The organism is candidate division Zixibacteria bacterium HGW-Zixibacteria-1 (assembly GCA_002838945.1).
Taxonomy (GTDB): domain Bacteria; phylum Zixibacteria; class MSB-5A5; order GN15; family PGXB01; genus PGXB01.
On sequence record PGXB01000035.1, the window covers coordinates 13655 to 38555 of the forward strand.

Annotated in this window: 18 protein-coding genes and 1 tRNA gene; 15 read left to right on the forward strand and 4 right to left on the reverse strand. The window is 51.2% G+C overall.

Going from position 1 to position 24901, the window contains the following annotated elements:
* Positions 1-47: 47 nt before the first annotated feature.
* A complete protein-coding gene (locus tag CVT49_12420; GenBank protein PKK82677.1) occupies positions 48-446 on the forward strand; it encodes a hypothetical protein in 399 nt (132 codons plus the stop codon).
* 121 nt (positions 447-567) lie between these two features.
* Here the strand turns inward: CVT49_12420 and CVT49_12425 are convergent, their stop codons facing one another.
* Positions 568-1821, reverse strand: coding sequence for a hypothetical protein (locus CVT49_12425; protein PKK82678.1), 1254 nt, complete (start codon positions 1819-1821; stop codon positions 568-570).
* 156 nt (positions 1822-1977) lie between these two features.
* On the opposite strand from CVT49_12425, the gene CVT49_12430 reads away from it, so the two are divergent.
* The 8 genes from CVT49_12430 (at position 1978) to CVT49_12465 (ending at position 12549) form a co-directional block, all read left to right on the forward strand.
* Positions 1978-3507, forward strand: a complete 1530-nt coding sequence (locus CVT49_12430; GenBank protein PKK82679.1) for a hypothetical protein — start codon at positions 1978-1980, stop codon at positions 3505-3507.
* Entirely contained in the window at positions 3504-4217 is a 714-nt protein-coding gene (locus tag CVT49_12435) for a hypothetical protein (GenBank protein ID PKK82680.1), read from the forward strand. The genes CVT49_12430 and CVT49_12435 overlap by 4 nt, the downstream gene beginning before the upstream one ends.
* Positions 4218-4242: 25 nt before the next feature.
* Positions 4243-4881, forward strand: a complete 639-nt coding sequence (locus CVT49_12440; protein ID PKK82681.1) for a cobalamin-binding protein — start codon at positions 4243-4245, stop codon at positions 4879-4881.
* A gap of 1 nt (position 4882) precedes the next feature.
* The gene (locus CVT49_12445; protein PKK82682.1) at positions 4883-5776 is read left to right on the forward strand and encodes a methionine synthase; all 894 of its coding nucleotides are present in this window, start codon (positions 4883-4885) and stop codon (positions 5774-5776) included.
* 128 nt (positions 5777-5904) lie between these two features.
* A complete protein-coding gene (locus tag CVT49_12450) occupies positions 5905-7761 on the forward strand; it encodes a glutamine-hydrolyzing GMP synthase (GenBank protein ID PKK82683.1) in 1857 nt (618 codons plus the stop codon).
* Positions 7762-8340: 579 nt separating this feature from the next.
* A complete protein-coding gene (locus tag CVT49_12455; protein ID PKK82684.1) occupies positions 8341-9876 on the forward strand; it encodes a transporter in 1536 nt (511 codons plus the stop codon).
* 218 nt (positions 9877-10094) lie between these two features.
* The gene (locus CVT49_12460) at positions 10095-11309 is read left to right on the forward strand and encodes a hypothetical protein (protein ID PKK82685.1); all 1215 of its coding nucleotides are present in this window, start codon (positions 10095-10097) and stop codon (positions 11307-11309) included.
* A 40-nt stretch (positions 11310-11349) separates the two neighbouring features.
* Positions 11350-12549, forward strand: coding sequence for a multidrug ABC transporter substrate-binding protein (locus tag CVT49_12465; GenBank protein PKK82686.1), 1200 nt, complete (start codon positions 11350-11352; stop codon positions 12547-12549).
* Between the two features lie 66 nt (positions 12550-12615).
* Here CVT49_12465 and CVT49_12470 read toward each other — a convergent pair whose 3' ends face one another.
* The gene (locus CVT49_12470; GenBank protein PKK82687.1) at positions 12616-15507 is read right to left on the reverse strand and encodes a hypothetical protein; all 2892 of its coding nucleotides are present in this window, start codon (positions 15505-15507) and stop codon (positions 12616-12618) included.
* Between the two features lie 326 nt (positions 15508-15833).
* On the opposite strand from CVT49_12470, the gene CVT49_12475 reads away from it, so the two are divergent.
* From CVT49_12475 to CVT49_12490, 4 genes are read left to right on the forward strand one after another with little or no spacing between them, the layout of a single operon-like run.
* Complete coding sequence (locus CVT49_12475; GenBank protein ID PKK82688.1) at positions 15834-16736, forward strand: 4Fe-4S ferredoxin; 903 nt, start codon at positions 15834-15836, stop codon at positions 16734-16736.
* Positions 16733-18007: a Ni/Fe-hydrogenase cytochrome b subunit gene (locus CVT49_12480; GenBank protein ID PKK82689.1), complete on the forward strand. Its 1275-nt coding sequence runs from the start codon at positions 16733-16735 to the stop codon at positions 18005-18007. Before CVT49_12475 ends, CVT49_12480 begins: the two co-directional genes overlap by 4 nt.
* Positions 18004-18936 carry a hypothetical protein gene (locus CVT49_12485; protein ID PKK82690.1) on the forward strand — a complete coding sequence of 311 codons (933 nt, stop codon included), beginning with the start codon at positions 18004-18006 and terminating at the stop codon, positions 18934-18936. The genes CVT49_12480 and CVT49_12485 overlap by 4 nt, the downstream gene beginning before the upstream one ends.
* Before the next feature lie 5 nt (positions 18937-18941).
* Positions 18942-19157 carry a hypothetical protein gene (locus tag CVT49_12490; protein PKK82691.1) on the forward strand — a complete coding sequence of 72 codons (216 nt, stop codon included), beginning with the start codon at positions 18942-18944 and terminating at the stop codon, positions 19155-19157.
* A gap of 109 nt (positions 19158-19266) precedes the next feature.
* On the opposite strand, the gene CVT49_12495 is transcribed toward CVT49_12490, so the two are convergent.
* The gene (locus CVT49_12495; protein PKK82692.1) at positions 19267-20577 is read right to left on the reverse strand and encodes a hypothetical protein; all 1311 of its coding nucleotides are present in this window, start codon (positions 20575-20577) and stop codon (positions 19267-19269) included.
* 376 nt (positions 20578-20953) lie between these two features.
* Here CVT49_12495 and CVT49_12500 point away from each other — a divergent pair, with 376 nt between their 5' ends.
* Entirely contained in the window at positions 20954-22006 is a 1053-nt protein-coding gene (locus CVT49_12500) for a hypothetical protein (protein ID PKK82693.1), read from the forward strand.
* Positions 22007-22114: 108 nt separating this feature from the next.
* On the opposite strand, the gene CVT49_12505 is transcribed toward CVT49_12500, so the two are convergent.
* A tRNA-Glu gene (locus CVT49_12505) sits at positions 22115-22190 on the reverse strand.
* 108 nt (positions 22191-22298) lie between these two features.
* Between CVT49_12505 and CVT49_12510 the strand changes: the two genes are divergently transcribed.
* The gene (locus tag CVT49_12510; GenBank protein ID PKK82694.1) at positions 22299-24788 is read left to right on the forward strand and encodes an ATP-dependent protease; all 2490 of its coding nucleotides are present in this window, start codon (positions 22299-22301) and stop codon (positions 24786-24788) included.
* Positions 24789-24901: the final 113 nt, after the last annotated feature.

Consider the following 24901-nt stretch of genomic DNA (forward strand, 5'->3'; position numbering starts at 1 on the left):
TATGCGAAGAATATCATTGGCAGGATGATTCAAGTAAATGCCATAGAGTGCTTGGCGATCTTGATGCTGACAGCGGGAAACATGTTTCGGCCCGCAAGCATTATGATGAAGCGATGCGCATTGCCCGGAGTATTTCCAATAGGACTGTTCTTATCGAAGCTCTTCTTGCCCGCGGCAGGTGGTATGGGAAATTCATGAAGGATGCGAATGCGGCATTCAGTGATCTCAATGAAGTGCTCGGTTATGCCACCGATGGCGGCTACCGGATATATGAAGCCGATATTCGCATTGCGCTGGCCTGGGCGCACCTGGCCGACAATGAAAAGCCAATTGAAGAACGTAAGAAATTTGCCCAAAATGAGGCCGACCGCGCCAGAAATATGAGCGAGCAGATGGGGTATTATTGGGGTAAAATCGACGCCGCCGAGGTGATCGCGAAAATGTAAGTTGACCGTAGGGTCGGACCCATGTGTCCGACCTTGTTATATAAACGCGGGCTGACACGCGGGTCGGCCCCCACAAGAAATCATCGGTGGCGAGAACGGGCGTATGTCTTATATGCCCTGCTCAGAATACCAACTGGAACTGGGAGCGGATGGAGACGTCCTTGCGGCTGTCGTTCCTGACATAACCATGCCGCGTCCACGTGAAATCATTCTGTATCTTGAGCTGATGACCGATTAATTTATAAACCATGCCGACCGTATATTCATCTTCGGAATCCAGCTTACCGACCGAGCCGTACTGTTTCTGGATACTTTCGATATAATCGGGGCCGAGGCCGATTGGATATTCATAATAATAGGCACTGGCCGCGGCAATAATACTGTCGGCCCGGTTGTGGGCATCATCAAGAATGTAGTCCCTGATGTCCAGACGCGAATAGCGGGCGGAAAGGTCGATACGCTCATTCACTTTGACGGTCAGTTCAAGCAGGAGTCCGGTGACGCTCAGTCTCGTGATTTCGGGATCGAGAAAATCGACAAAGCCGAGATAGCCGATACCGTTGAACTTGAATCTGTTATAATCCATCACTAATTCAGGGGCCAGCCTGATGGAGAAATCCTGATAGTCGGCCGGTTCGATATCCCAGGCGCCGCTGAAAGCGGCTTTGACATTCAATTCGGAATTTTCCGGCTTATAATAGTAAGTCCCTTTGGCAAACAGCTCCGGATGGAACTCCGCTTTCGAGCCGGGGTCGGCCAGATCGGACGGGTTGGGGCGCTCTTCGCCATAGATCATCGGCACGCCGATGCCATGCGAAGCGCGCGCGTTGACGCCGGTGAAGACACCTAATACATAGCCCCACCCTTCGACATCGCGGTAGCCGTTATGCACCGCGAAACCCATCTGCCGCTCGGCGCCGAAATATTTGGTCAAAATCGACCAGTCGGCCATGACCAGATTTCCGAAGGACTCCTGCCGATACTCGGTGAAGGGGACCTTGAATTGCCCGAAGCGGAACTGCGAGCAGGGGCAATAAGAGTAATTGCCATAAATATCCATCAGTTCCAGTGAATTGGGGGCAAAACTCAACTGCGAGCCATATGACAGATTGGGCGTGCCCAGGACACCACTGAGGCTTAACCGGATGCGGCGCGCCTCCATGGTCAGTTTGTCCTCTCGTTCCTTGCTGCCGCCCATATCCTTGTTGAAATATTCCATCCGCAACTGGGCGGTGAACTGGATTTTCATGGTGGCGGTTTTATCCTTGTTGCTGATTTCAAACGGCCCGATACCGGCCCTCGAAATCACCGCGAATCCGATGATGAAAATTGACAGGAGAAGTGCGAAGCAGATACGATTCAGCCTTACTTTCATAGTCCAACTCCCATAATTAAATTTCACAAGTCCAATAACCCGAAATCGGGTCCAGAGTACCAGATTAATTAATCAATTTGATAGAAAGACGCAATAGCGGGAAACATAATTTAGCCCGATTTATGAAGACAAAAATCATCCTGATATCAGGTCGTTATGGCGAATTGGCTTTCATATTATTATATTGGCTCAAGGCCGTTAATCATAAACTTAATGAGGTTGCCGATGAGACCGGTTGTCAGATTTCTTGAAAAGGAGTTAATCGAGAGGATTATAGCCGAGGCGCGGGATATCCTGTGCCATCTGGGAGTGACGATTCACAATGACGGCCTGCTGTCGCTTCTTTCGGATTCCGGGGCCGAAGTCGATAAGAACAAGCAACATGTTCGCTTCACGGAAGATATAATCGACAAAGCCATCAAAGACGCGCCGTCCGGTTTTAAGCTTTATGACGCGCTCGGGCATCAGCAGTGTGATTTTTCCGGCGACAAGGTTCATTTCACACCCGGTTCGGCCGCCATTTATATTATTGATGCCGGGGCGAAAGATGTCCGCAAGGCGACCGTGGCGGATTATATTGCATACACGAAACTGGTCAGCCGGATGAAATATATCGCTTCGCAGAGCACGGCGATGGTGCCATCGGATGTGCCGCAGGAAATCGCCGACAGTATCCGGCTTTATCTCAGCCTGATGCTGTGCGAGAAACCGGTGGTGACCGGGGCGTTCAAGATAGTATCATTCGAAGTGATGAAAAATTTGCAGGTGGCCATTCGCGGTTCGGAAGAGGAATTAAGAAATAAGCCGCTGACCGTTTTTTCATGCTGTCCGACCTCACCATTGAGCTGGTCCGATGTCACTTCGCAAAATCTGGTCGATTGCGCGCGTTATGGAATCCCGGTCGAATATGTGGCGATGCCGTTGAGCGGGTTTGTGGCTCCGGTGACGCTGGTCGGGACGCTGGTGCAGCATACGGCCGAGACATTATCCGGCGTGGTGCTGACACAATTGACCAGTCCCGGCGCGCCGGCGCTCTATGGCGGTTCACCGGCAATTTTTGATATCCGCTATGAAACGACGCCGATGGGGGCGGTGGAGACGGAGATGATCGACTGCGCCTACAATGAAATCGGCAAATACCTGGGGCTTCCGACGCAGGCGTATATCGGTTTGAGTGATGCCAAGCATCTCGATGCCCAGGCCGGATTGGAGACGTCGATGGGCGCGACCCTGGCGGCGCTTTCGGGGATCAATAGTATCTCGGGGCCGGGAATGATCGATTTCGAAAACTGTTTCAGCCATGAGAAGCTGGTGGTGGATAATGAGATTTGCGGGATGGTAATGCGGCTGATAAGCGGTATCGAGCCGAAAGAAGACTTTCCGGCGCGGCCGCATTTCGAGGAGCTTCTCAGGGAAAAACATCTCCTGATAGCGGATCATTCGCGGAAATATCTTCGCAGTGAGCATCATTTCCCGGGTGCCGTTATCGAGCGGGCCAACCGGGCGCGCTGGCGCGAGGAAGGCGGGAAGACACTTATGGAGAAGGCCCGGGGGGAAGTCGCTCGGATGGTTGATGAATACGAGCCGACAGGATTGCCGGGCGATGTAAAAACAGAATTGAGCCGTATTATGGGTGTCGAGGCGCGGAAATACGGTATGGATAAATTGCCAGTGCTGGAAATATGAGGCAGATTATAAATTTCGAAATAGAAGAATTGATTCCGCCCAGGGAGAATGTGCTGAAGAGCCAGGGCATTCCGCCCGGGGCCGAAGTGCCGGAGAAAATTCTGGAACTGGCCGATGAAGCGCTCGAGATATTCAGCGAATTGTGCGAGCCGATCGGAGTCATTGCCGATGTTTCGATTGCACAATTTCGGGCCATCTACAACGGGTCAGGGAAAAACGAGCAGTTGACACCGGTGGCCAAAATTTATCCGGTGGCCGATCATCTGGCGCTGTTTGCCATCACGGTCGGCGGCGCGGTCAGCCATGAAATAAACAGTCTTTTTGAGGCCAATGAATTCGCCCTGGCCTCGATGCTGGATACGGCCGCTTCGGAAGCGACCGAACTGGCCGGGCATTCCACCGAGATGGCTTATTTCGAGCAATTGATGGAGGATGGAGAAGTTTCCCGCGAAAGTTATATAATGCGGTACAGTCCGGGATACTGCGGCTGGCATATAAGCGGGCAGAGAAAGCTGTTCGAGTATTTGAATCCGGAGGAGGTCGGTATCCACCTGACCGACAGTTTTATGATGGAGCCGATCAAGTCCATATCGGGAGTGATGCTGGTCGGCCCGGCTAAAATACATATGTTCGATATCGCTTATTCGTTTTGCGATCAATGCATGGACCGGGGCTGCCGGGCAAGAATCAACGGGATCAGGAAAAAATAGTTTCCCGCAATACAGGGGTGTAAATTTGGAGATACTAAAACATATTTCGGAGAGCCTGGAACGCGGCGAGGACAAAAAAGTGGCCGAATTAACAGTGCAGGCGATCGAGGCAAAATTGGCGGCCAAACAGATACTCGATGACGGTCTGATTACCGGAATGACGGTGGTCGGGAAGAAATTCAAGGCGCACGAGATATTTCTTCCCGATGTTCTGCTGGCGGCTAAAGCGATGTATGCCGGGCTCGATTTGCTCAAGCCGCTGCTCTTGAAGGAAAAAGTGCCGACGATCGGCAAGGTCGTTATCGGGACAGTGCATGGTGACATGCATGATATCGGCAAAAATCTGGTCGGGATCATGCTCAAGGGAAATGGGTTCGATATAATCGATCTGGGTCATGATGTTCCCCCGGAGAAGTTTGTCGATACGGCGGTGGCCGAGGGGGCCTCGGTGATCGGCATGTCGGCGCTTCTGACGACAACCATGCCGAACATGAAACTGGTGGTCGATCTGATCAAAGAGCGCGGGCTGCAGAGCAAAATAAAAACCATCATCGGCGGGGCGCCGGTATCGGATGATTTTGCGCGTGAAATCGGCGCCGATGCTTATGCCTTCGACGGTATCAACTCGATTGAGAAGATCAAGAACATGCTGGGACTGAACTGATATGAAAGATTTTCTGGAGAGGATAAAGGCGGGCGAGACGCTGATCGGCGACGGCGCCCTGGGGACGATGCTGTTCGAGCGCGGCGTCAATATCAGTTATTGCCCGGAAAGAGTGAATCTTGGTCAGCAGGAGATTCTGCAGGAAATTGCGGCCGCATATTTGAAAGCCGGGGCCGACATCGTCGAGACAAACACGTTCGGGGCCTCGCCGCTGAAACTGGCGGTGTATGGCCTTCATGACAAGACCGAAGAAATAATCGGCAACGCGGTCGAGGCAGTCAGGAAAGCGGTCGGGCGGCGGGCCTATATTTCGGGCTCGGTCGGGCCGTGCGGCAAAATCCTCAAACCGTATGGTGATGCCGACCCGAAAGCGGTGCTGGAGAGTTTCGAGCGGCAGATTAAGGCTCTTGCCGAGCACGGGGTGCATATAATTTGTATCGAAACCATGACCGATCTGGCCGAGGCCAAACTGGCTATTCAGGCGGCTAAGACGATGGCGCCGAATCTGCCGGTGATGGCGACCATGACCTTCGATCCGACCCCGCGCGGTTATTTTACTATAATGGGGACGGATATAAAAGCGGCGGCGGCCGGACTGGAAGAAGCGGGGGCCGATCTTATCGGTTCCAATTGCGGCAACGGGATCGAAAAAATGGTCGAAATCGCTCAGGGTTTCAGGATGTGCAGCCGGATGCCGCTGATAATTCAGTCCAATGCCGGGCTGCCCAGGATGGAAAAAGGAAAGGCCATTTATCTGGAAACACCGGAATTTATGGCGGAGAAAGGGCGCGCCCTGGCGGCGATCGGGGTGTCGGTTATCGGGGGCTGCTGCGGGACGACGCCGGCCCATATAAAGGCCATGAAAAAGATGGTCAATTACGTGCGGACTCATTGATTTGACGACCGGAGTTGACAATCGGGACAAAATTATATTCATTGGGCGGCAAAGAAAATATTAAGCGTATTTATTTTTACAAGATGGAAGCCGGTTACCGGTTTTGATGATTTGGGGAGAATAAGAAAGTGAAAATAGACAGTATCGCCATTCTTGATTGCGGCGCGCAATATACCAAGGTAATCGACCGCCGGGTGCGGGAATTATCGGTTCGTTCCGAAGTGTTTCCATTGAAAGTGGAGGCGGAGAAACTGAAAGGATTCGACGGGATCATTCTTTCGGGCGGCCCGAAATCTGTCTGGGATGACGACCGGCTCGAATACGATGAAGATATTTTTTCCCTGGGCGTGCCGATTCTCGGAATCTGCTACGGGATGCATCTGATCAACAAGCATTTCGGCGGCGTTGTCTCTCCCGGAGTCAAGAATGAATACGGCGAAACCGATATCGAGGTGGATCCAGGATGCCCGCTGTTCGACGGTCTGGATGAGAGCCAGCGGGTTTTGATGAGTCATGGCGATTCGGTGGAGATTCTGGCCGACGGTTTCAAAAGCTGCGCGGTATCGGAGCATATCTGTGCGGCCATGCAGGACGATAAGCGGAAGGTGTACGGGGTGCAGTTTCATCCCGAAGTTGATCTGACGGTCAACGGGGTGGCCATGCTGCGAAATTTCCTGTCTAAAATTTGCGAATTGAGCGGCAATTATATTCTCGAAGACAGAATCGACGCCGCTATCGAGAAGATCAAGAAGCAGGTCGGTGACGGCCAGGTGCTGGTGCTGGTCAGCGGCGGGGTGGATTCGGCGGTGAGCGCCGCCCTGCTGAGCCGGGCGCTTGACCCGGACAAGATATATGCCATTCATGTCGATCACGGGTTGATGCGCAAGGATGAGAGCGATATTATCTGCGAGCAGTTGAAGCAACTGGGGCTGAAACACCTGATAAGAGAAAATGCCGAGAAAAAGTTTTTTAACACGGTGGTAACGCTCGACGGCACAGAAATCGGGCCATTGACAGCCACGATCGATCCCGAAGAAAAGCGAAATATAATCGGGGAAGTCTTTGTCAGGGTCATTCAGGATGTTTCGGCACGTCTGCGGCTGAAGCCGGATAAAACTTTCTGGGCGCAGGGGACATTGCGCCCGGACCTGATTGAAAGCGGCAATCCCGACGTGAGCGCCACGGCGCACAAGATAAAGACGCATCATAATGATGTCGAAATGATCCGCCTGGCGCGCGCCAGGGGAATGGTGATCGAGACCAACTGGGACTGGCACAAGGATGAAGTTCGCCGGGTGGCGCGAAAACTGGGTATTGCCGAGAGTATTGCCTCGCGGCAGCCGTTTCCCGGACCGGGCCTGGCCATCAGGACCATCTGTTATGACGGACGGGGGAGTGTCGATCGGGAAGTTTTTAACGGTTTCGGCAAAGTGCTCAGCGAATCGGGCGGCGGGTATAAGGGCAATGTCCTGCCGATCAGGTCGGTCGGCGTGCAGGGCGACCTTCGCAGCTACCGGCATCTGAGCCTGCTCTGGGGCAAAGGGATCGATCTTGACTGGAATCATATTTACCGCCTGGGAAACGGCATTCCCAACAAAGTGAAAGGGATCAACCGGGTAGCTTATGTTCTCAACAAAAAAGAGATCGATCAGCAGGTAAAGTGTACCGAGTTTTATCTGAGTCATGATTCAGTGGCGCTGCTTCAGGAGCTTGATCATGTCGTGACGGAAAAGCTGAATAAACCGCCGATGAGCCAGGTTCTGGCGGTGCTTCTGCCGATCGGTCTGGAGAAAAAATTCTCCGTGGCCATCAGGACCTTTATCACGAATGATTATATGACCGGGCGACCGGCCTTCATCGGTCAGGATGTATCCAAAGAGACAATAGCCGAATTGGTCGATGAACTCGAGAGCCAGTTCGATGAGATCGATCTGATCCTTTATGATGTCACCAGTAAGCCCCCGGCGACGGTTGAATGGCAATAGATTAGTCGAAAAGTTTCAAGGTACAAGCCTGTCTTTCAATAATATACCATTTTCCGGTAAGTTCTTGTAACACAGCCTATTGACATTGTCTGTCCCTGTTTTTATATTGTCCGCTGATTTTGCGCAAGCAATTAGTGGTGATGTGATTTTTTTTATATGCCGAGAATAGGCATGATGTTTCAGGAGGGGATAGCGAGCTCGTGAGAACCAACCAGTCGCCGCCTGACGGAGCCGAACAGGGACGGAAATTTTATCTTATTGCGGTTTATGCCATTCTAATGTCCCATCCATTACTGTCATCAATTAAGATTCCTTTTTTAATGCATTATTATAATAAGCAATATATCATTAACATGAAACCATGCTAATTATGAGGGGGATTGACTTAATATATTTTGGGAGAATATCTTGATAAGAGAGAGCGCCGGAGAATATAAATTTTCATGATATATATCTCCTGTCGTATCTCAGACGGCCATACTTAATATAGTCGTGCTTTTGAGGAAATTGTCGCCGGGAGCGGTCCCAAGATGAAATGACCGTCAGGCATCAAAATGCAGCGCGATTTGGGGAGCAAAGATGACCGAGCAAGACAGGGACTTAGAAAACGGGGGCGGCAAAACTCAATCGGAGCAGGAGAAACATGAACACCGCTTGCGGAATTTTCTTGATAAGATAGATAAGAAGAGGGCATTTTTTATTTTTCTGGGGTTGGGATTATTTTTTCTCTTATATTTTCTACCATCCTTTCCCGATGCGGTCGATCCGTCCGGTGAGCATTTTGTCCTGACCCGTGAGGGCAAAGCGGCCCTGGGATTGTTTTTGCTGGCGGCGGTCTGGTGGGTTTTCGAAGTTATCCCGATCGGTGTTACCAGTATTGCCATCGGTGTCGTTCAGTCATTGTTTTTGATACGTACAACCCAGGTTGCCCTGACCGATTTTCTCGATCCGTCGGTATGGTTTATTATCGGTTCCATTGTGATTGGCATGGCTTTCGCCCGCACCGGCCTGACGAGGCGCATGGCCTATAAAATGTTGTTGCTGGTCGGAGAAAAGACCAGCAAGATATATCTCGGCAGCTTTGTCATGACCGCTCTGCTGACCCTGATCATGGCCCACACGGCGGTGGCGGCGGCAGTATTCCCGCTTCTTATGGCCATTTATTCGCTGTACGACGAAGACAACAAGCCAACCAAATTCGGCAAGGGGTTGTTTATCGGGATGGCTTTCGTGGCCGGCGCCGGTAGTATTATCACGCTGCTGGGTGCGGCACGCGGCGCGGTGGCGATCGGATTTTTCAAGGATATTGTCGGAAAAGAGATCACCTTCTTCCAGCTTTCGGAGTACATGTTACCGGTCGGCGTAGTGATGGTTATTTTAATCTGGATCTTGATAATGACAGTCTTCAAACCGGAGCACAAAACCATTCCCGGTCTTCGGAAAAGAGTCGAACTGCTGAATGAACATCTGGGGCCGATAACAAAAACGGAAATATTAACGCTTGCCATAGTCTTTACGACCATTGCGGTGATGAGTCTGCGGTCCTTTATTCCATTTCTGGAAAGTCTCAACAAGAGTGCGGTGATCCTGGTGGCGACGATTCTATTTTTCCTGTTTCGGATTCTCAAGATCGAGGATCTCGAGGAAGTACCCTGGAACATCGTGCTTCTTTTCGGCGGGGCCATGAGTATCGGTTTCTGTCTCTGGCAGACCGGTGCCGCCAGCTGGCTGGCCATAAACTGGCTGGGGGTGCTTCAGCATGCCAACTGGTTTATTTTTGTTATGGGCATAGCGTTGTTTATTCTCATTATGACCAATCTAATCATGAATGTCGCGGCGATTGCCATATCGCTTCCGGTGGCGCTGGTTATCGCGCCGTATCTTAATGTAGCGCCCGAAGTAGTATTTTTCTCATCGTTGGTTGTGGCCGGTATGCCGTTTCTGCTTCTGGTCGGCGCGGCGCCGAATGCCATCGCCTACGAAAGCAAGCAATTCACCAGCGGCGAATTCTTCATGGCGGGCATTCCGGCCAGTATTGTTCTCCTGGTTGTTCTGGCTCTATTTGTCTGGTTGATCTGGCCGATGATGGGTATGCCGGTAACGCTGGCAGGCTGACATTTATTAAAATTTCTGATAAATAGCCCCGGTTTTTCAACCGGGGTTTTTTATTTGTATTCGACCCAACGAAAATATCCAAACTTTTCATATAATTCGCAGCATAATTAACAGTCCGGCCCATTGAATTATGAGGACTTTGGTTATATATTAGACTTTTAAGGTTGATTGATTGTCTAAGATTCGGCATAGGTTAATGAAAACTAAACGGGAAAATTATGAGTATGAATTCGACAGATAACGGAAAAAATCGCGGCAGAAAAAAGCGGGGAATAATCGGTGTCTTATTCCTGGTAATAGTCGCCGTTGTGGTTGTGATTTTCTACTTCAGCAGGGGAACGAGCGAGGATCAGGCAGGGGGGCCCGGATTCAAGGAATATACCGCCGAACTCGGGACCTTCAAAATAATGGTCTCGGCTAATGGCATTGTCAAGCCAATCGACCGGGTGGAAATCAAGTCAAAGGCCAGCGGGCGGATAGAAGATTTGCCGGTTGAAGTGGGCGATTTTGTCGGAAAAAACGCCCTGATTGCGCGGCTGGACCAGACCGATGTCAAGGCTGAACTTGACCAGGCGAAGGCCGATATCGATATCGCCACGGCCGAATTGAAGCAGGCCACCGACAATCATTTCCGGCGCCAGCAGCTTTTCGAGAAAAAGCTTATTTCCGAGGAGGAGCTGGACCAGGCGGTTCTGGCTTTGGCGCAGGCCAAGGGAAAAATGATCAGGGCGCAGACTGTCTATGACCGGTCGAAGATTCAATTTGATGAGACTATTGTCAGGGCGCCGATCAGCGGAATTATCCTGCAGAAATATGTCGAAGAAGGGCAGATTATTGCTTCGGGTATCAGCAATGTCAGCGGCGGAACCCCGATCGCAGATATTGCCGACATGAAATCGGTTTATATCGAAGCCGGTATTGACGAAATCGATGTCGGCAAGGTGGGGGTGGGCCAGGCGGCGATGGTCATTGCGGAAGCTTACCCACAGATGAGATTCAGGGGTAAAATCGTGCGCATTGCGCCGGAGGCACGGATCGATCAAAATGTGACCCTTTTTGATGTTATTATAGAGGTGGAAAATAAAGAGAGCAAACTTAAGTCGGGGATGAATACCACGGTCGAAATCACAATTACCGAAGAGAACAATGTCTTGCTGGTTCCGACCATGGTCCTGGATATGCCGCGCGAGGGGTCAGACAAGCGTAATGCCAGGATGGTGATGCTTAAAGAAGGTGATTCCTTAGTGCCGCGGCAGGTGGAAATCGGGTTATCCGATTTCAAGCAGACAATTATCACCAGCGGTCTGAAGGAAGGTGACATCTTAGGTGTGCCGATGACATCGCGGCTGAAAGATGAAAACGACCAGATGCAGGAAAGAATCAGGAACAGTCGGAGTTTCGGCACCAGTAATACGCAGACCGGGGGCCGTTGAAGCTGACCGCATCGCCTTATAATATGGTAATCTGAAAAATATGCTGGTTTTCGAAAATATCAAGATGGCGCTGCAGAGCCTGCGGGCGAATCCTCTCAGGTCGATACTGACTCTGATCGGGGTAGCGGTGGGTATCGCGGCGGTTTTGTATGTGGTCATTCTCGGAGAAATCACCAAGGCGAATATCGCCAAACAGCTCGAATCGCTGGGCTCCAATGTTCTTATGATTCGTCCGGCACACGGGCATCACCGCGGTATTGCGACTTCCGGCAATGTCATTAATTTGACCGAGGCCGATGCCGAGGAAATTGAGCGAGTTTCGGAAGTCATCACGACCACCGTGCCCAGTTTTTCGGGCAATGCCCCGGTCGAATATCTGGACAATAATTTGAGTTGCCGGATAACCGGGACAATTCCGGAATTCAAGACAGTCAACAATGAGAAGCTGACGGAGGGTGAATTTTTCAATGAGAGTCATCTGGCGGAACGGTCGCGGGTATGTGTTATCGGAGCTACCATTCACCAGAAACTGTTTGGCGAGCAGCCGGCCGTCGGCGAGGCGATATATATCAGGGCAAAGCGGTTTGAAGTGATCGGTGTTCTGAAAGCCAAGGGTGAGTCATGGTTCAGTCCCGATGAGCAGGTTTTTGTCCCGATGACCACCGCCCAGGAGCGACTGTTTGGCGTGGATCACCTGGACCAGATACTGGCGCAGCTCAAGGATGCCGGAAGTTATGACGAAGCTTTGTTCGATATCGAGACAATTCTCCGGCGCAATCACCGCCTCCGGCCCGATCAGGACAATGATTTCGACGTCAGGCGACAGGATTTCTTTCTCTCCACGATTCAGGAAACCAACGTTGCACTGGCCAATTTTATAATCCTGATTGCCCTGGTGTCGCTGGTTGTCGGGGGAATCGGTATTGCCAATATGATGCTGGTGGCGGTCACCGAGCGGACGCGGGAGATCGGCCTGCGCCGGGCCATCGGCGCCCGGCGGCGCGTGGTGATATTTCAATTTCTGATCGAGGCCGCGGTGCTTGGGATTATCGGCGGACTGATCGGAATCGCCGGCGGACTGGGCGTCAACCGCGCCATGATGGGTGAGGCGATGATTATTCCCTGGGAGTGGGTGATATACAGCCTCGTGATTTGCACCAGTATCGGGGTCATGGCGGGACTTTACCCGGCCTACCGGGCCGCGAACGTTAATGTCATCGATGCCCTCCGTTATGAGTAATTAACTGATCATAAAAAAATAAAAAAGGACAGCCGGATGGCTGTCCTTTTTGTTTCTATGTGCCTGTCACGGGCAAACCGGCATCGGACCCTCTTTGTACAAATAATTAATCAGGTATGTTATATCGAGGATATTCGTTAGGCCGTTGCCGTCAGGATCGCCGGCTTCCGGCGGTACCGGTTCCGGGCCCGATTTATATATGTAATTGATCAGATAGGTTATATCCAGCAGATTGACACTTTCGTCATCATTGGCATCACCGCAAACGTATGAAGGGGCAATGAACAGGTGCACGGTCTTTTCATCGGCGGCCTCGACAGCATCGGTCGCCTGAACGACGAAATTAATGTCCGCCCAAAACGCCGGTGTTCCGGAAATCAGCCCTGACGCTGAAAGGCTGAGACCGCTTCCATCCAGATAATTATTCAGGTCCGTCCAGATCATGGCTCCGGTTCCGCCGGTAGCGGTCAGTTGATATGAATAGGCCACGCCGTCCATACCGTCGGGCAGAGTTTCCGAGGTAATCACGATTTCGGGATTTATCTGACAGGTCAATAATTGTTCATCGCTGTTCAGGCTCTCATCGGTCACCATGGCGGTAAATGAGATGGGGCCGGAGGATGTCGGTGTCCCCGAAAGCAGGCCCGCATCAGAGAGGGTCAGACCGCTCCCAAGAAGGTCGCCGTATTTATCAGCCCAGGTAAGATTACCGGTTCCGCCGCCCGCAGTCAATTGCTCCGAGTAGGGTTGCCCGGAGGTCCAGTCGGGTATCGATGCGGTGGTAATGACCGGTGCGCTGTAGCCGCAGCGGTAGGCGTAAATCTCGACATCATCGATATTCCAGCCGCAGTAGATCCAGGAGCCGTCGGTGGTCCCCATGGTGAAGCGAAGGTACACGACCGGCTGGTTGTCGGCCAGCGAAGAGATATCGTATTCAAGTCCTGTCCAGACATTATCGGCCACCTCGGCCGTGTTGCTCCAGATGGTTGTCCAGGTGGTGCCGTTGGTGCTGAGCCTGATATAAGCATGATCGTACGACGGCTGCTCGACCCCGAGCCAGCGCCGGAATTTCAGTTTCACACCGGACATATCGGAGCAATCGATGGCCGGGCTGGTCAGATATCTTTCCGGCATGCTGTTGGTGTAATCGCCGCCGAGATTGTAGCCGAAGACATTGGCTCCTGAAAAAGCACCGGACGGATCGGGTCCGCCGTGTTCGCCGCCGCCACCGGTGGGAGTGCCGCGCGCCCACAAACCGCCCGAGACGGTCCACCCCTTATCGGTTTCGAAATCATCCGCGAACGCCACAATTGTTTCGGTTGCGACGACGGCCGAGTAAAAACCGGGTGCCGGTGGATCATACATTGTTCCGGTGGTCGCTTCATCGGCGCTGAACCAGTATTCCACTCGTGCGGCTTCGCACTGATGGGCCGGTATGACTGCTTCATATAGATTATCGCCGATCAGGGTCATGGGCGTCGAAGACGTCGCCTGGCCGACCGGGCGGTAGTACAACATGCCGCTTCCCGAAACCGGATCGCCGCCGGACGAGCCGATCACCTGCACCTGAATGGTCTCATCAACTCCCGGGGTAATGGTCGATGGCAGGCCGTCGGGATAGACGAATTCCAGTCCGGGCTCGGGGACATAAGTATTGTTTATTTCATATCCTGCCGCCAGCATGCCCCTGACAATCCGGGCCATGTAGCTGAAGTCCATGTAGCTGGTGCTGTCATGAGATGTATGGTAAACGCTCGAAAAATTATACTCGATTGAAAAAACAACATCATAGCCGTTCTGCTGGAAAGGATAATGATCGGAGGCGGCGGAGGTCCCGGCCAGATGACCGGTCAGGTTGACGGCCGCCAGGGAATCGGCCAGATCGATCCAGAGATTGGCAAAGGTGACATCGGAACCGTGGTACAGGGTGACATCGTTGGTATTGCCCATGTAGCCGATCATGTCCATATTGAGCATGACCACAATACTGTCGCCGGCCGCTTCGGCCGCATTGGCATAGTGCCAGGCGCCGTTTAGTCCTTGCTCTTCGCCGTCGAAGAGAATAAAGATAAAGGTCATTTTGGTGTCGATGTCCTTGAGAATGCGGGCGATTTCGAGTACGCCGGCGGTTCCTGAGGCGTTATCGTCGGCCCCGGGCGACGCCGAGACGGCATCCTTGTGGGCCCCGATGACGACATAATGATCGGGATAGAGAGTCCCCGGTTTGACCGCGATGATATTGTGCACCTGCGCTGATGAATAAGTAAAAGTATCCAGCATTAGCGAATCATAACCGAACTTGACGAACTTGTTGTAGATCCAGTCCCGGGAATCATAATCGGACTGGCTTCCGGTCACCCGTGGGGGAAAGGCCTGAAGCGCCTGAACATACGATTGCAGCGAATCGCCCCTGATCAGACCGATAAGAGAATCAAGACCGACCACATCTTCGGGAAGCAGTCCCTTGAGCGCTCGGGGTTCTTTATAGATAATTTTGAGATTTTCGGTCAGGAGCGGCGAAAGGCCCGGGGATTCTCCCGGCTGATAGATATCATCCGGGTTGACATCGAGGATTCTGACCCCGCCTTCTTCGAAAACAACCGGGTATTTTTCCACATTTACATTATCGCGGCGGATATCAATGGCCAGGCGACTGCGATCGACGGCAGCGCGGACCAGAGTAAATTTCAGACCGGAATCGGCGAGAGTTTTCACGCCGCCGCTCTTAACCAGAACCAGATAGCCGTCGGCGATCCTGAGAACAGGATCGGCCCCCGACAAAATCAGCCGGTCGGCATCGCCCGAGCTTTCGACCATGACTTTATAAAGGTCGGGAAGATAGTTAGAATCGGACGTCAGGGCGCCGCTTTCGGCAAACAGATTGGCCGAATTGAACAGACAGAAAATGAACCAGATGGCAGCCCCATAATAGACATATTGCGGTATCTTTTTGAACATTTTTACCTCATCGGCAAGAAAGTCTCTCTCAGTGGTTTGTTATTTTAATCTACCCAAAAATGCCTGTTTGTCAAGAATTTAGATTTCCGGCCCGGAATCCGGCAGGCGTTTGTCGGATTATGGATATAGTCACTGTATGATAACTATACTATTTTGTCGAGATTAGACTAAATAGACCTATATTATATTAATTATTGCTTGTCTTCAGGGGCATAATATAATATTTTGTCGGCGCAGTAATAGAGGTGTGTGAAAATTATTAAGGGGCTTTGCATGTTCATATCAAAAGGCCTTCCTCAGGCCGACCGTGATAGGGAGTCTTTACCATGAAAATAAAGAGACGTGATTTTTTTAAGGCGGCCGCCTTTGGTGCCGCCGCGGTGACGGCCGGTGGGACCCTCGGCCGGGCGGAAACGGTGGAAACGGAGTGCGGCGTCTCGTTCGGTGTCCTGGTCGATACAACCGTCTGCATCGGCTGCCGCAAATGTGAATGGGCCTGCAGCCGGGCCAACAGTACTTCGAATCGACCGCGAGAAGAGTACGATGACATGTCGGTATATGAAAAACATCGCCGTCCCGACTATTCGGCCTTTACGGTCGTCAACCGTTTCGATGGTCCGGGAATCGGGGACAGGAAATATACCATGAAAGTGCAATGTATGCATTGCGTTGATCCCGCCTGTGCCTCCGCCTGCATTGTCGGGGCCCTGCACAAAGATAAACGCGGCCCGGTCGTTTACGATGCCTGGAAATGTATCGGCTGCCGGTACTGCATGGTGGCCTGTCCGTTCCAGGTTCCGGCCTATGAGTACCATAATCCGGTCGATCCGCAGGTCAGAAAATGCACGTTCTGCTATGAGCGGACGATTGAGCAGGGGCTCCCGCCGGCCTGCGTGGCGATTTGCCCGAACGAGGCGCTGACATACGGCAAGCGGGAAGACCTGATTGATGCGGCTTATATCCGGATAAAGAATAATCCTGGCCGTTATTTCAAGCATCTCTACGGAGAATTCGAAATCGGCGGGACGAGCTGGATGTATCTGGCGCCGGTCGATTTCAAATATACCGAACTGCCCAGGCTCGATAAAGAACCGGTTCCGCACGTGACCGAGACCATACAGCACGGTATATTCAAGTCTTTTGTGCCGCCGCTGGCTCTCTATGGACTGCTGGGACTGGTGATGCATTCGCTCAATGGTGAGAAAGAGAAGGCGGAGGAGGACGAATGAGTACTCATGAAACCCGGGCTCCCATGAAGACCCGCTTTTTCACCAAAGGGACAACTATTCTCGCGGCTATTGCCGGGCTGGGCATTCTCAGCTATGTGTACCGGTTGATTTTCGGCCTTGGGGCGGCCACCAACCTCGATGATCAGTATCCCTGGGGTATCTGGATCGCCATCGATGTCGCCTCGGGTGTGGCCCTGGCCGCCGGCGGTTTTACGACCGCGGCCCTGGCCGATATTTTTCACAAGGACAAGTACCATGCTATCACCAGACCGGCCCTCTTGACGGCCATGCTGGGTTACACATTTGTGGTTATCGGCCTGCTGGCCGACCTCGGACGCTACTACAATGTCTGGCATCCGATGATCCCGAGCATGTGGCAGGGCAACTCGGTTCTTTTTGAAGTCGGTTTGTGCGTCATGTGTTACCTGACCATCCTTTACATCGAGTTTTTGCCGATCGTGGCCGAGCGGTTTATGGGGCGGGTGGCACTGCCCGGGCCGTTGCGCGTTTTTAGCAAACTGATCGATTCCTGGCTGACGGTCTGCTATAAATATCTGACCCGTTTTATTTCGCTGTTCATCATTGCCGGGGTGGTGCTCTCCTGTTTGCATCAGTCCTCGCTGGGGACGCTTATGATTATTGCGCCGGACAAGGTTCACCCGCTCTGGTATACTTCGGTATCGCCGCTGATGTTTCTTCTTTCTGCCATAGCGGTTGGATTTCCGATGGTCATATTCGAGTCGATCCTGTCATCGCGATCATTCAAGCTCAAGCCGGAACTGGGCATTCTGTCGTCGATTGCCCGCTACACACCGATCCTGCTCGGAGTATACCTTGCCGTGAAAGTGGCCGATCTGACGATTCGCGACGCCTGGCCGTACCTGTTTGAGGGTTCGGTCCAGTCGGCGATGTTTTTAATCGAGATAATCGGCGGCGTGGTTATACCGATCCTCATGTTGAGCACACCCAAAATACGGAAATCGGTCAAGGGACTGTTTATATCGGCGACACTGGTGATTGTCCTCGGCGTGGCCCTAAACCGGATCAATGTTTTTCTAGTCGGCTATACGCCGCTTTATGCCGACGGCATTTATTTCCCGTCGGTTTTTGAAATCCTGGTTACAGCCGGGTTGATAGCCCTGCTGGTGCTCGTTTACCGGTTTCTGGTCTTGAACCTGCCGATCATTTCGGTTCCCAACGGCGAGAATGTGCCGGTCGGGCCGGAAAGCTCAAAGCTGGTTTTAAATCTTAATCGAGATAAGGTGAAATGAAAATATATATAAGTCTAAGGGTCCTCATTCTGATATTGCTGATCCAGGCCGCCGGTTTTTTTATGCCGCCTGTCTTTGCCCAGAGTACCCGCAAGAGTGCCTCATCGGAATTGAATTGCACCGATTGTCATACGTGTGAAGTTCCGACGGCCCGCGTCCCCTGTTTGAAATCGTGCCCGCGTACGGTCATGGTGCATCAAACCAGCAAGCACAATATCGGTGAGGCTCCGGATAAAATTCTTCTTGACAATCTGGTCGATATTTATAAGTCGGTGCATTTCGACCACAGGCTTCATGCCCAGATGGCGGAGATGGGCGGCGATTGCGCCGCCTGCCATCACTACAGCCCGCCGGGGCACATTCCGCCGTGCAGCGAATGTCACAGCCCGGTTTCGGAATCGACCGATTTGCAGAAGCCGAACCTCAAAGGGGCCTATCATCGCCAGTGCCTGGCGTGCCATGTCGAATGGAGTCATGAGACCAAATGTGTTGTCTGCCATGTCGTCAATGAAACGGGCGGCGTCCCTGAAGGTTCGGCGGACCCGACCGATATCATGGGTAAATCGCACCCGGTGATCACGGTTCCCATGAAACGGGTCTATTACACCGATGAAAAAGCCGGGCCGGTCGTGACTTTCCAGCACAAGGAGCATATTGATCTGTTCGGTTTCCGTTGTGTCGATTGCCACCGCAAGGAGAACTGCAGCAACTGTCATGATCTGCAGCAATCCTCGCGCATTGCGAAGACGCAGGAGGAGGTTCACGCCATCTGCAACGACTGTCATGCGGGCGATCAGTGCACCAAGTGTCACGATACCAAAGAGCGCCCCGGTTTTACGCATAACAAGACCGCTGGCCGCTCAACCCATATCACAACAAGCTCGATTGCTGGGCCTGCCATCCGACCGGAAAGCGGATATCGAAAATAAGCCGGATGTGCGAGAACTGTCACCAGGGGTGGAACCGGGAGAATTTCCGTCATGCCGTGACCGGTCTCAAACTCGATGAGATGCACTCCGAACTGGATTGCGAGGATTGTCATGCCGGTCGCAAATTTAATGAAGATCCCAAATGCGATGACTGTCATGATGACGGCCGGACCGCGCTCAGCGCCCCGCCCGGCATGAAAGTAAAACACAGCGGCAGTTGAATTCCCTGAATTTCTCTGAAATGCTGCTCAGAAGAAAGCCGGCGGATATCCGCCGGCTTTTTCACTCAACCCTGTATAGATAAAGTCCCTGCCAATAAAATCTTTCCATTTAATGATGATACAGTGGGCAATTAGTATCCGGCCCGCCTTTGTAGAAATAGGCGATCAGGTAAACGATATCGAGAATATTGGTGGCACCGTTGTCATTGACATCGGCGATCCCGTCGATAATCGGCGGCGGGCCGTCACGGTATAAAAAATTTATGATAAAGGTAACGTCGAGAATATTAACACTCCGGCTATAGTCGGCGTCGCCGCACAGGAATTCGCAGGCGTTGCCGATGCCGTCACTATCCCAGTCATTCTGGTTGGTATTAACAACGTCAGGGCAGTTATCAAAGTCGTCCGGAATGGCATCCTGATCGAAATCCGGGGCGGCCATAAGCGGCAGGATATCTTCGCAGGAGCCACCGTCAAGAATGTACGGCGTGTCGCCGTAACCGTCGCTGTTATTATCTTCACCGTCATAATCCGACCAGAAGTTTTCGGACCATAAATCAGACGGCTGAGTTTCGGCCAGAAAACAGAACGAATGAACATTGCCGTTATAGTTGTTGATAAAGGTGTTAAGCCTGATTTGATTACTGCCGCCCTCGCTGTATCCCTCGAATTCATATATTGCGTATTGAATGCACCAGTTGAAACAATTGCCAGTGATATCATTATCCTGTGCGCTTCGCATTGACAGGCCCTGCATGTTATAAACGAAATAGTTATTCTGAATTACATTGTTCTGATGAAGGCCGTCACCCTGGGCAAGCATGATCCCTGACACATGATTGTAAATAATGTCATTATCGAAAACATAATTCCCGGTACTGTTGTGAATTTGACCATAGCCATCCTGTCCGGAATAGAAATAGATGCCGGCCTGGTTGTTGATAATCATATTATGCGTAATCTGAGTATAATTCGAGCCCTCGATGACCAACCCTGCGGCATTGGCAAGAAATCTGCAGGAGTCAATAATACAGGAATCAGCATATTTGATTTTGATCCCGGCGTCCCATGTGCCAATGGCCGGTTGGGAATTGCCGCTTCCGTAAATCTTCAATTTTTTGATAAGGCAGTTTCCGGCAGTGATCAGTATGACATCGCCTGATTTTAATCCGCCGACAATACCTCCCGCTCCTATCAGAGCAATTCGTTTGTTGACAACAAGTTGCTCGAAATAAGGCAAATTATAAAAATTTGGCAGGTTGTTTTTTCCTATTATGACCGTGTCGCCCGGTGAGGCGGCGTCGATGGCCGATTGGATTGTGGCATAATCAGCAGGAACCATAAGAATGGCGGCTGACAAACTGCCGGAAAAGAGTGTGGCGGCAAGCATTATGGTTAAATAGACGACATTTTTCGACATGATTTCCCTCCATGACTATAAGATATTACATTTTATTAAGCTTGCCAATTATTATTTTGGTGAATCGTCTAATTCTTACATAGAGATTCCGGTAATTCAGCTGCAATTAATCCAGAATAAGTCGGGTTTTGTCCTCTAATTACGGTCTGCTAAATGTTGAAATTGAAGGGATCGGCCTCGTATAGATTTTGATATTCTTAATATGTCGGTCCGCATGAATTTCAGGAAGAGGAATGATTACTGATTTCCACGATAATTGCTGATAAGATATTAAAAACGGATGATATTTGTCGAAAATACCGGGTAGGCGCGTAAAATTTGACATTGAGACATTACAAAACTATTGCCAAAAGGCAAGATAATCATATTTTGCTATATGAGTTACAGGATTGACAAAATCCACATCCTTGACGACGAATCAAGAATAGTAAGATTCTGGGCGGCCAATTTCCCCGGGTGGCAAAAGGAAAAATATTCATGGTTCTACAAAAAAAATCCATCGGGAACCACTCTTGGCTGGCTGGCAAATAACGATGGTGAAGAGAATTTGCTTGGCCTGGTCGTTGTCTTTCCCCGGATCATGTATGTCAATAATGAAAGATTGAGAGCGGGGGTGGTTGGGGATTTTGCCTTTGCCGAAAAGGGGCGGACATTTTGGCCCGCTTTCATGCTGCAGAAAAACGTTCTTTCGTCGGTCAAAGAAGGTCATCTGGATTTCATATATGGTTTGCCCAATGAAAACGCCGACCAGTTGATGGTCAGGACCGGCTATATCAAAATCGGTCAATGCATCCGTTTTGTCAAAAAGATCAGGTCGCACGGTTATTTAAGAAATCGGCTCAAGAATAAATCCTGGGCAAGGATATTATCATATCTGGTCGATGCTGCGATTTTTCTGACTGCTCCGGAGACTTATAAATCGCTGCTGAATCGAAAGAGCATCTTTGAGCTGGGCAGTTCCTTTGATGCCAGATTCGATTGTCTTTGGGAAAAAGCTTCCGGCCGGTACAGCCTGATCGGGGAAAGGAATTCGGCCTATTTGAACTGGCGGTTCCGGGAGTGTCCCTATATCGAATATAAGTTTTTCGCCGGTACCGATAAAAAGACCAACGAGATGTACGGCTATATAGTCTATTCGATTCTGGATGGTGAGTTATACATAGCCGATTTTTTTGTTCTGGATATTGACAAATATTTCGATCGGCTGATGACGGCTTTTTTGAACCACGGCCGGACTCTAAATATCAATTCGGTAGTTTTCCATTTTTATGGATCCGGGCAAATTAACCGGAAGATAATGAAGTATCGTTTTTATGTCCGGAAGAAGTACCGTAATTTTGTCATTTATGCCAATAAGGATACCATTGAGAAGTATGGATTGACTGATCCTGAAAAATGGTATTTTATGGAAAGCGATAATGATATTTAGTTCAACGTTCTGATTTTTCCCGACCGTATCTTTTATCCACCCCCAAATCATAGATGGCCCGAAAAATAAATTAAAAGCCGGCGGCTAAGTTACCGCTGGCTTTGTATTTGGTAGCGGTACGGGGAATCGAACCCCGGTTTGAGGACTGAGAATCCCCCGTCCTGGGCCACTAGACGATACCGCCATCCCGTCAATTTTGCCCAATATAATATCTATAAACCAATTGTCAAGATATCTTGTTTCCTGCAAAAAAAGAGTTATATTTGCTGAAATCATAAATTCAGGAGGAATCATGGCCCCCAAGAAGTCAAATGAATTGAAATACACTGACCTGACCGCGAATATTGACTTGAAAAAGTATAAAATCAGATCTTCCGACGATGTCAAACCCTGCACCAATATCATCAGCCAGGAACGCGCCATCAAAGCCATTAAATTGGGTCTGAAAGTCAAGAGCCGCGGTTATAATATATTCGTAACCGGTCTGACCGGAACCGGCCGAACGACGACTATTAAAAAGCTTCTTGATGACCTTGACGGGCAGGAGCCGGAATTAAATGACTATTGCTATGTGAACAATTTCAGGGACTCTGATCAGCCGATTGCACTGGTTTTCAAGGCCGGCGAGGGGGGCACTTTTAAGCATCTGGTCGGCCTGATGATAAATACTCTTCGAAAATCAATACCGAAAATTTTCAACAGCGAGGATTACAAGGCCAAGCGCAACCGGATTGCCGCCGATTTCGAGGCGCGGCAGAAAAGCCTGCTGCAGGATTTCGAAAAGAAAATGAATGAGGCCGGATTTGTGATGATCCAGTACCAGGTCGGCGGCGGGCTCAGGAATGAATTACAGCCGCTGATCGACAATGAGCCGCAGTCGCTCGATAAACTCGAACGGCTGGCCAATGAGGGCAAGTTCCAGAAGGCGAGGCTCGAGGATCTAATCGGCAAACGCGAAAAGCTGAGACGCGAAATGAGCCTGGTGGAGATGGAATCCAAGAAGATGCTCGAGAAACTGGATGCCGCCCTGGAGAAACTTGATTTTTCCATGATCGCGCCGCTTATTCAGGACAAAATCAATGTCCTCAAGAAGAAATTTCCCGCCGAAAAGGTCTGCCGTTATCTGGACGATGCCGAGAAGGCGCTCTCGGAGAATCTCGACCGCTTCAAAGAGGCCCGCCCGAGGCGCGGCGAGGAAGAACCGCCCGCTTTCAGAAAGCAGGAGCCGTTCGAAGAATTCGCGGTCAACCTCGTTCTGGACAATTCCGAGACCAAAAAGGCGCCGGTGATTATCGAAAATTCGCCCGCCTATCGCAATATTTTCGGAACCGTGGAGCGGGTGGTGGACCGGTTCGGCTACTGGCGCACCGATTTTTCGCGGATCAATGCCGGGTCGCTTCTGAAGGCGGCCGGCGGCTATCTGATTATCAATGCGCTCGATCTATTTTCCGAAGCCGGCTCATGGCAGGCGCTCAAGCGCTACCTTATGAGCGGCGAGTTTTCCATCACCGGTTATGATCCCTTCTATATGATGGCCGGATCATCGCTTAAACCGGAGCCGATCCCGCTCAATGTCAAGGTGGTTTTGATCGGCGAACGACGCATTTACAATGTCCTTTACAGCCACGAAGAAGATTTCAAGAAAATATTCAAAATCAAGGCCGAGTTCGATTTTGTCATGGAGCTCAATGAGTGCCATCTCAAGGAATATGTTGCTTTTATAAGAAAAATTGCAACCGATGATAAACTGGTGCCGTTCGATACCGGCGCCCTCGAGGAGGTCGCCGCTTACGGTGTCCGGCTGGCCGGCCGCAGGAACAAGCTTTCGACACGGTTCACCAATATCGCCGATATCGTCCGGGAAGCGGCCATCTGCGCTATGGAGAAGAAGGGCAAGATGGTGAGGCGCGAGGATGTCCGCGAAGCCATCGATGCGCGGCGCGAGCGGGTCAGTATGATGGAGGACAAGATTCAGGAGATGTATGTCGAGGAATCTATCATGGTCAAAACGACCGGCAAGACGGTCGGGCAGATCAACGGCCTCGCGGTATATGATACCGGCGAGCATGCTTTCGGGAAACCGGCGAAAATCACGGTGCGCACTTCGGTCGGCCGCTCGGGGGTCATCAATATCGAGCGCGAGTCGGACCTCTCCGGCCCGGTTCACAATAAGGGCGTTCTCGTCCTGACCGGGTTCCTGCGCGGCAAGTTCGCCATGAACAAACCGCTGGTGATGTCGGCCTCGATCTGTTTCGAGCAGTCATACGGCGGTATCGACGGCGACTCGGCTTCATCGACCGAAGTTTATGTAATCCTCTCGGCGCTCTCCGGGGTGCCGATCGACCAGAGCCTTGCGGTCACCGGGTCGGTCAACCAGTACGGCGAGATTCAACCGATCGGCGGTGTCAATGAAAAGGTCGAGGGCTTTTATGATGTCTGCAAGGCGAAGAAGCTGACCGGCAAGCAGGGCGTGATGATTCCGATCCAGAATGTTCCCGATTTGCAGCTCAAACCGGAAGTGGTCGAGGCAGTCAAAGCGGGCAAGTTCCATATTTATCCGGTGACGACAATCGACGAGGGTATCGAGATCCTGACCGGCAAACCGGCCGGCAAAGAGCTCAAGAGCGGCGGTTTCACGAAGGGGAGTATCTACGACCTAGTCGATAAGGAACTGGACCGCCTGGCACGACAGTTTAAAACCTCACAGGATGATGACAAGAAGAAAGACGCCGGCAACAACAACGACGACGAAGACAAAAAGCCAAAGAAGAAAAAGAAGTAGATATTGGTTAGATTTTTAGTAGATACCGTCTTAACTGTCAAGGGCATAGTTAGGATTAAAGGGTAAATTGTTTTTCAACATTGCCCGGATCATCATCAGTAGTTTTTTCATAA

Bases quoted from the DNA above. Each gene is read 5' to 3' on its own strand.
- CVT49_12475 (PKK82688.1), top strand. From the start codon at position 15,834: ATGAAAATAAAGAGACGTGATTTTTTTAAGGCGGCCGCCTTTGGTGCC.
- CVT49_12490 (PKK82691.1), top strand. From the start codon at position 18,942: ATGTGCGAGAACTGTCACCAGGGGTGGAACCGGGAGAATTTCCGTCAT.
- CVT49_12435 (PKK82680.1), top strand. From the start codon at position 3,504: ATGAGGCAGATTATAAATTTCGAAATAGAAGAATTGATTCCGCCCAGG.
- CVT49_12445 (PKK82682.1), top strand. From the start codon at position 4,883: ATGAAAGATTTTCTGGAGAGGATAAAGGCGGGCGAGACGCTGATCGGC.
- CVT49_12465 (PKK82686.1), top strand. From the start codon at position 11,350: ATGCTGGTTTTCGAAAATATCAAGATGGCGCTGCAGAGCCTGCGGGCG.
- CVT49_12500 (PKK82693.1), top strand. From the start codon at position 20,954: ATGAGTTACAGGATTGACAAAATCCACATCCTTGACGACGAATCAAGA.
- CVT49_12460 (PKK82685.1), top strand. From the start codon at position 10,095: ATGAGTATGAATTCGACAGATAACGGAAAAAATCGCGGCAGAAAAAAG.
- CVT49_12470 (PKK82687.1), bottom strand. From the start codon at position 15,507: ATGTTCAAAAAGATACCGCAATATGTCTATTATGGGGCTGCCATCTGG.
- CVT49_12480 (PKK82689.1), top strand. From the start codon at position 16,733: ATGAGTACTCATGAAACCCGGGCTCCCATGAAGACCCGCTTTTTCACC.
- CVT49_12430 (PKK82679.1), top strand. From the start codon at position 1,978: ATGGCGAATTGGCTTTCATATTATTATATTGGCTCAAGGCCGTTAATC.
- CVT49_12425 (PKK82678.1), bottom strand. From the start codon at position 1,821: ATGAAAGTAAGGCTGAATCGTATCTGCTTCGCACTTCTCCTGTCAATT.
- CVT49_12495 (PKK82692.1), bottom strand. From the start codon at position 20,577: ATGTCGAAAAATGTCGTCTATTTAACCATAATGCTTGCCGCCACACTC.
- CVT49_12455 (PKK82684.1), top strand. From the start codon at position 8,341: ATGACCGAGCAAGACAGGGACTTAGAAAACGGGGGCGGCAAAACTCAA.
- CVT49_12510 (PKK82694.1), top strand. From the start codon at position 22,299: ATGGCCCCCAAGAAGTCAAATGAATTGAAATACACTGACCTGACCGCG.
- CVT49_12485 (PKK82690.1), top strand. From the start codon at position 18,004: ATGAAAATATATATAAGTCTAAGGGTCCTCATTCTGATATTGCTGATC.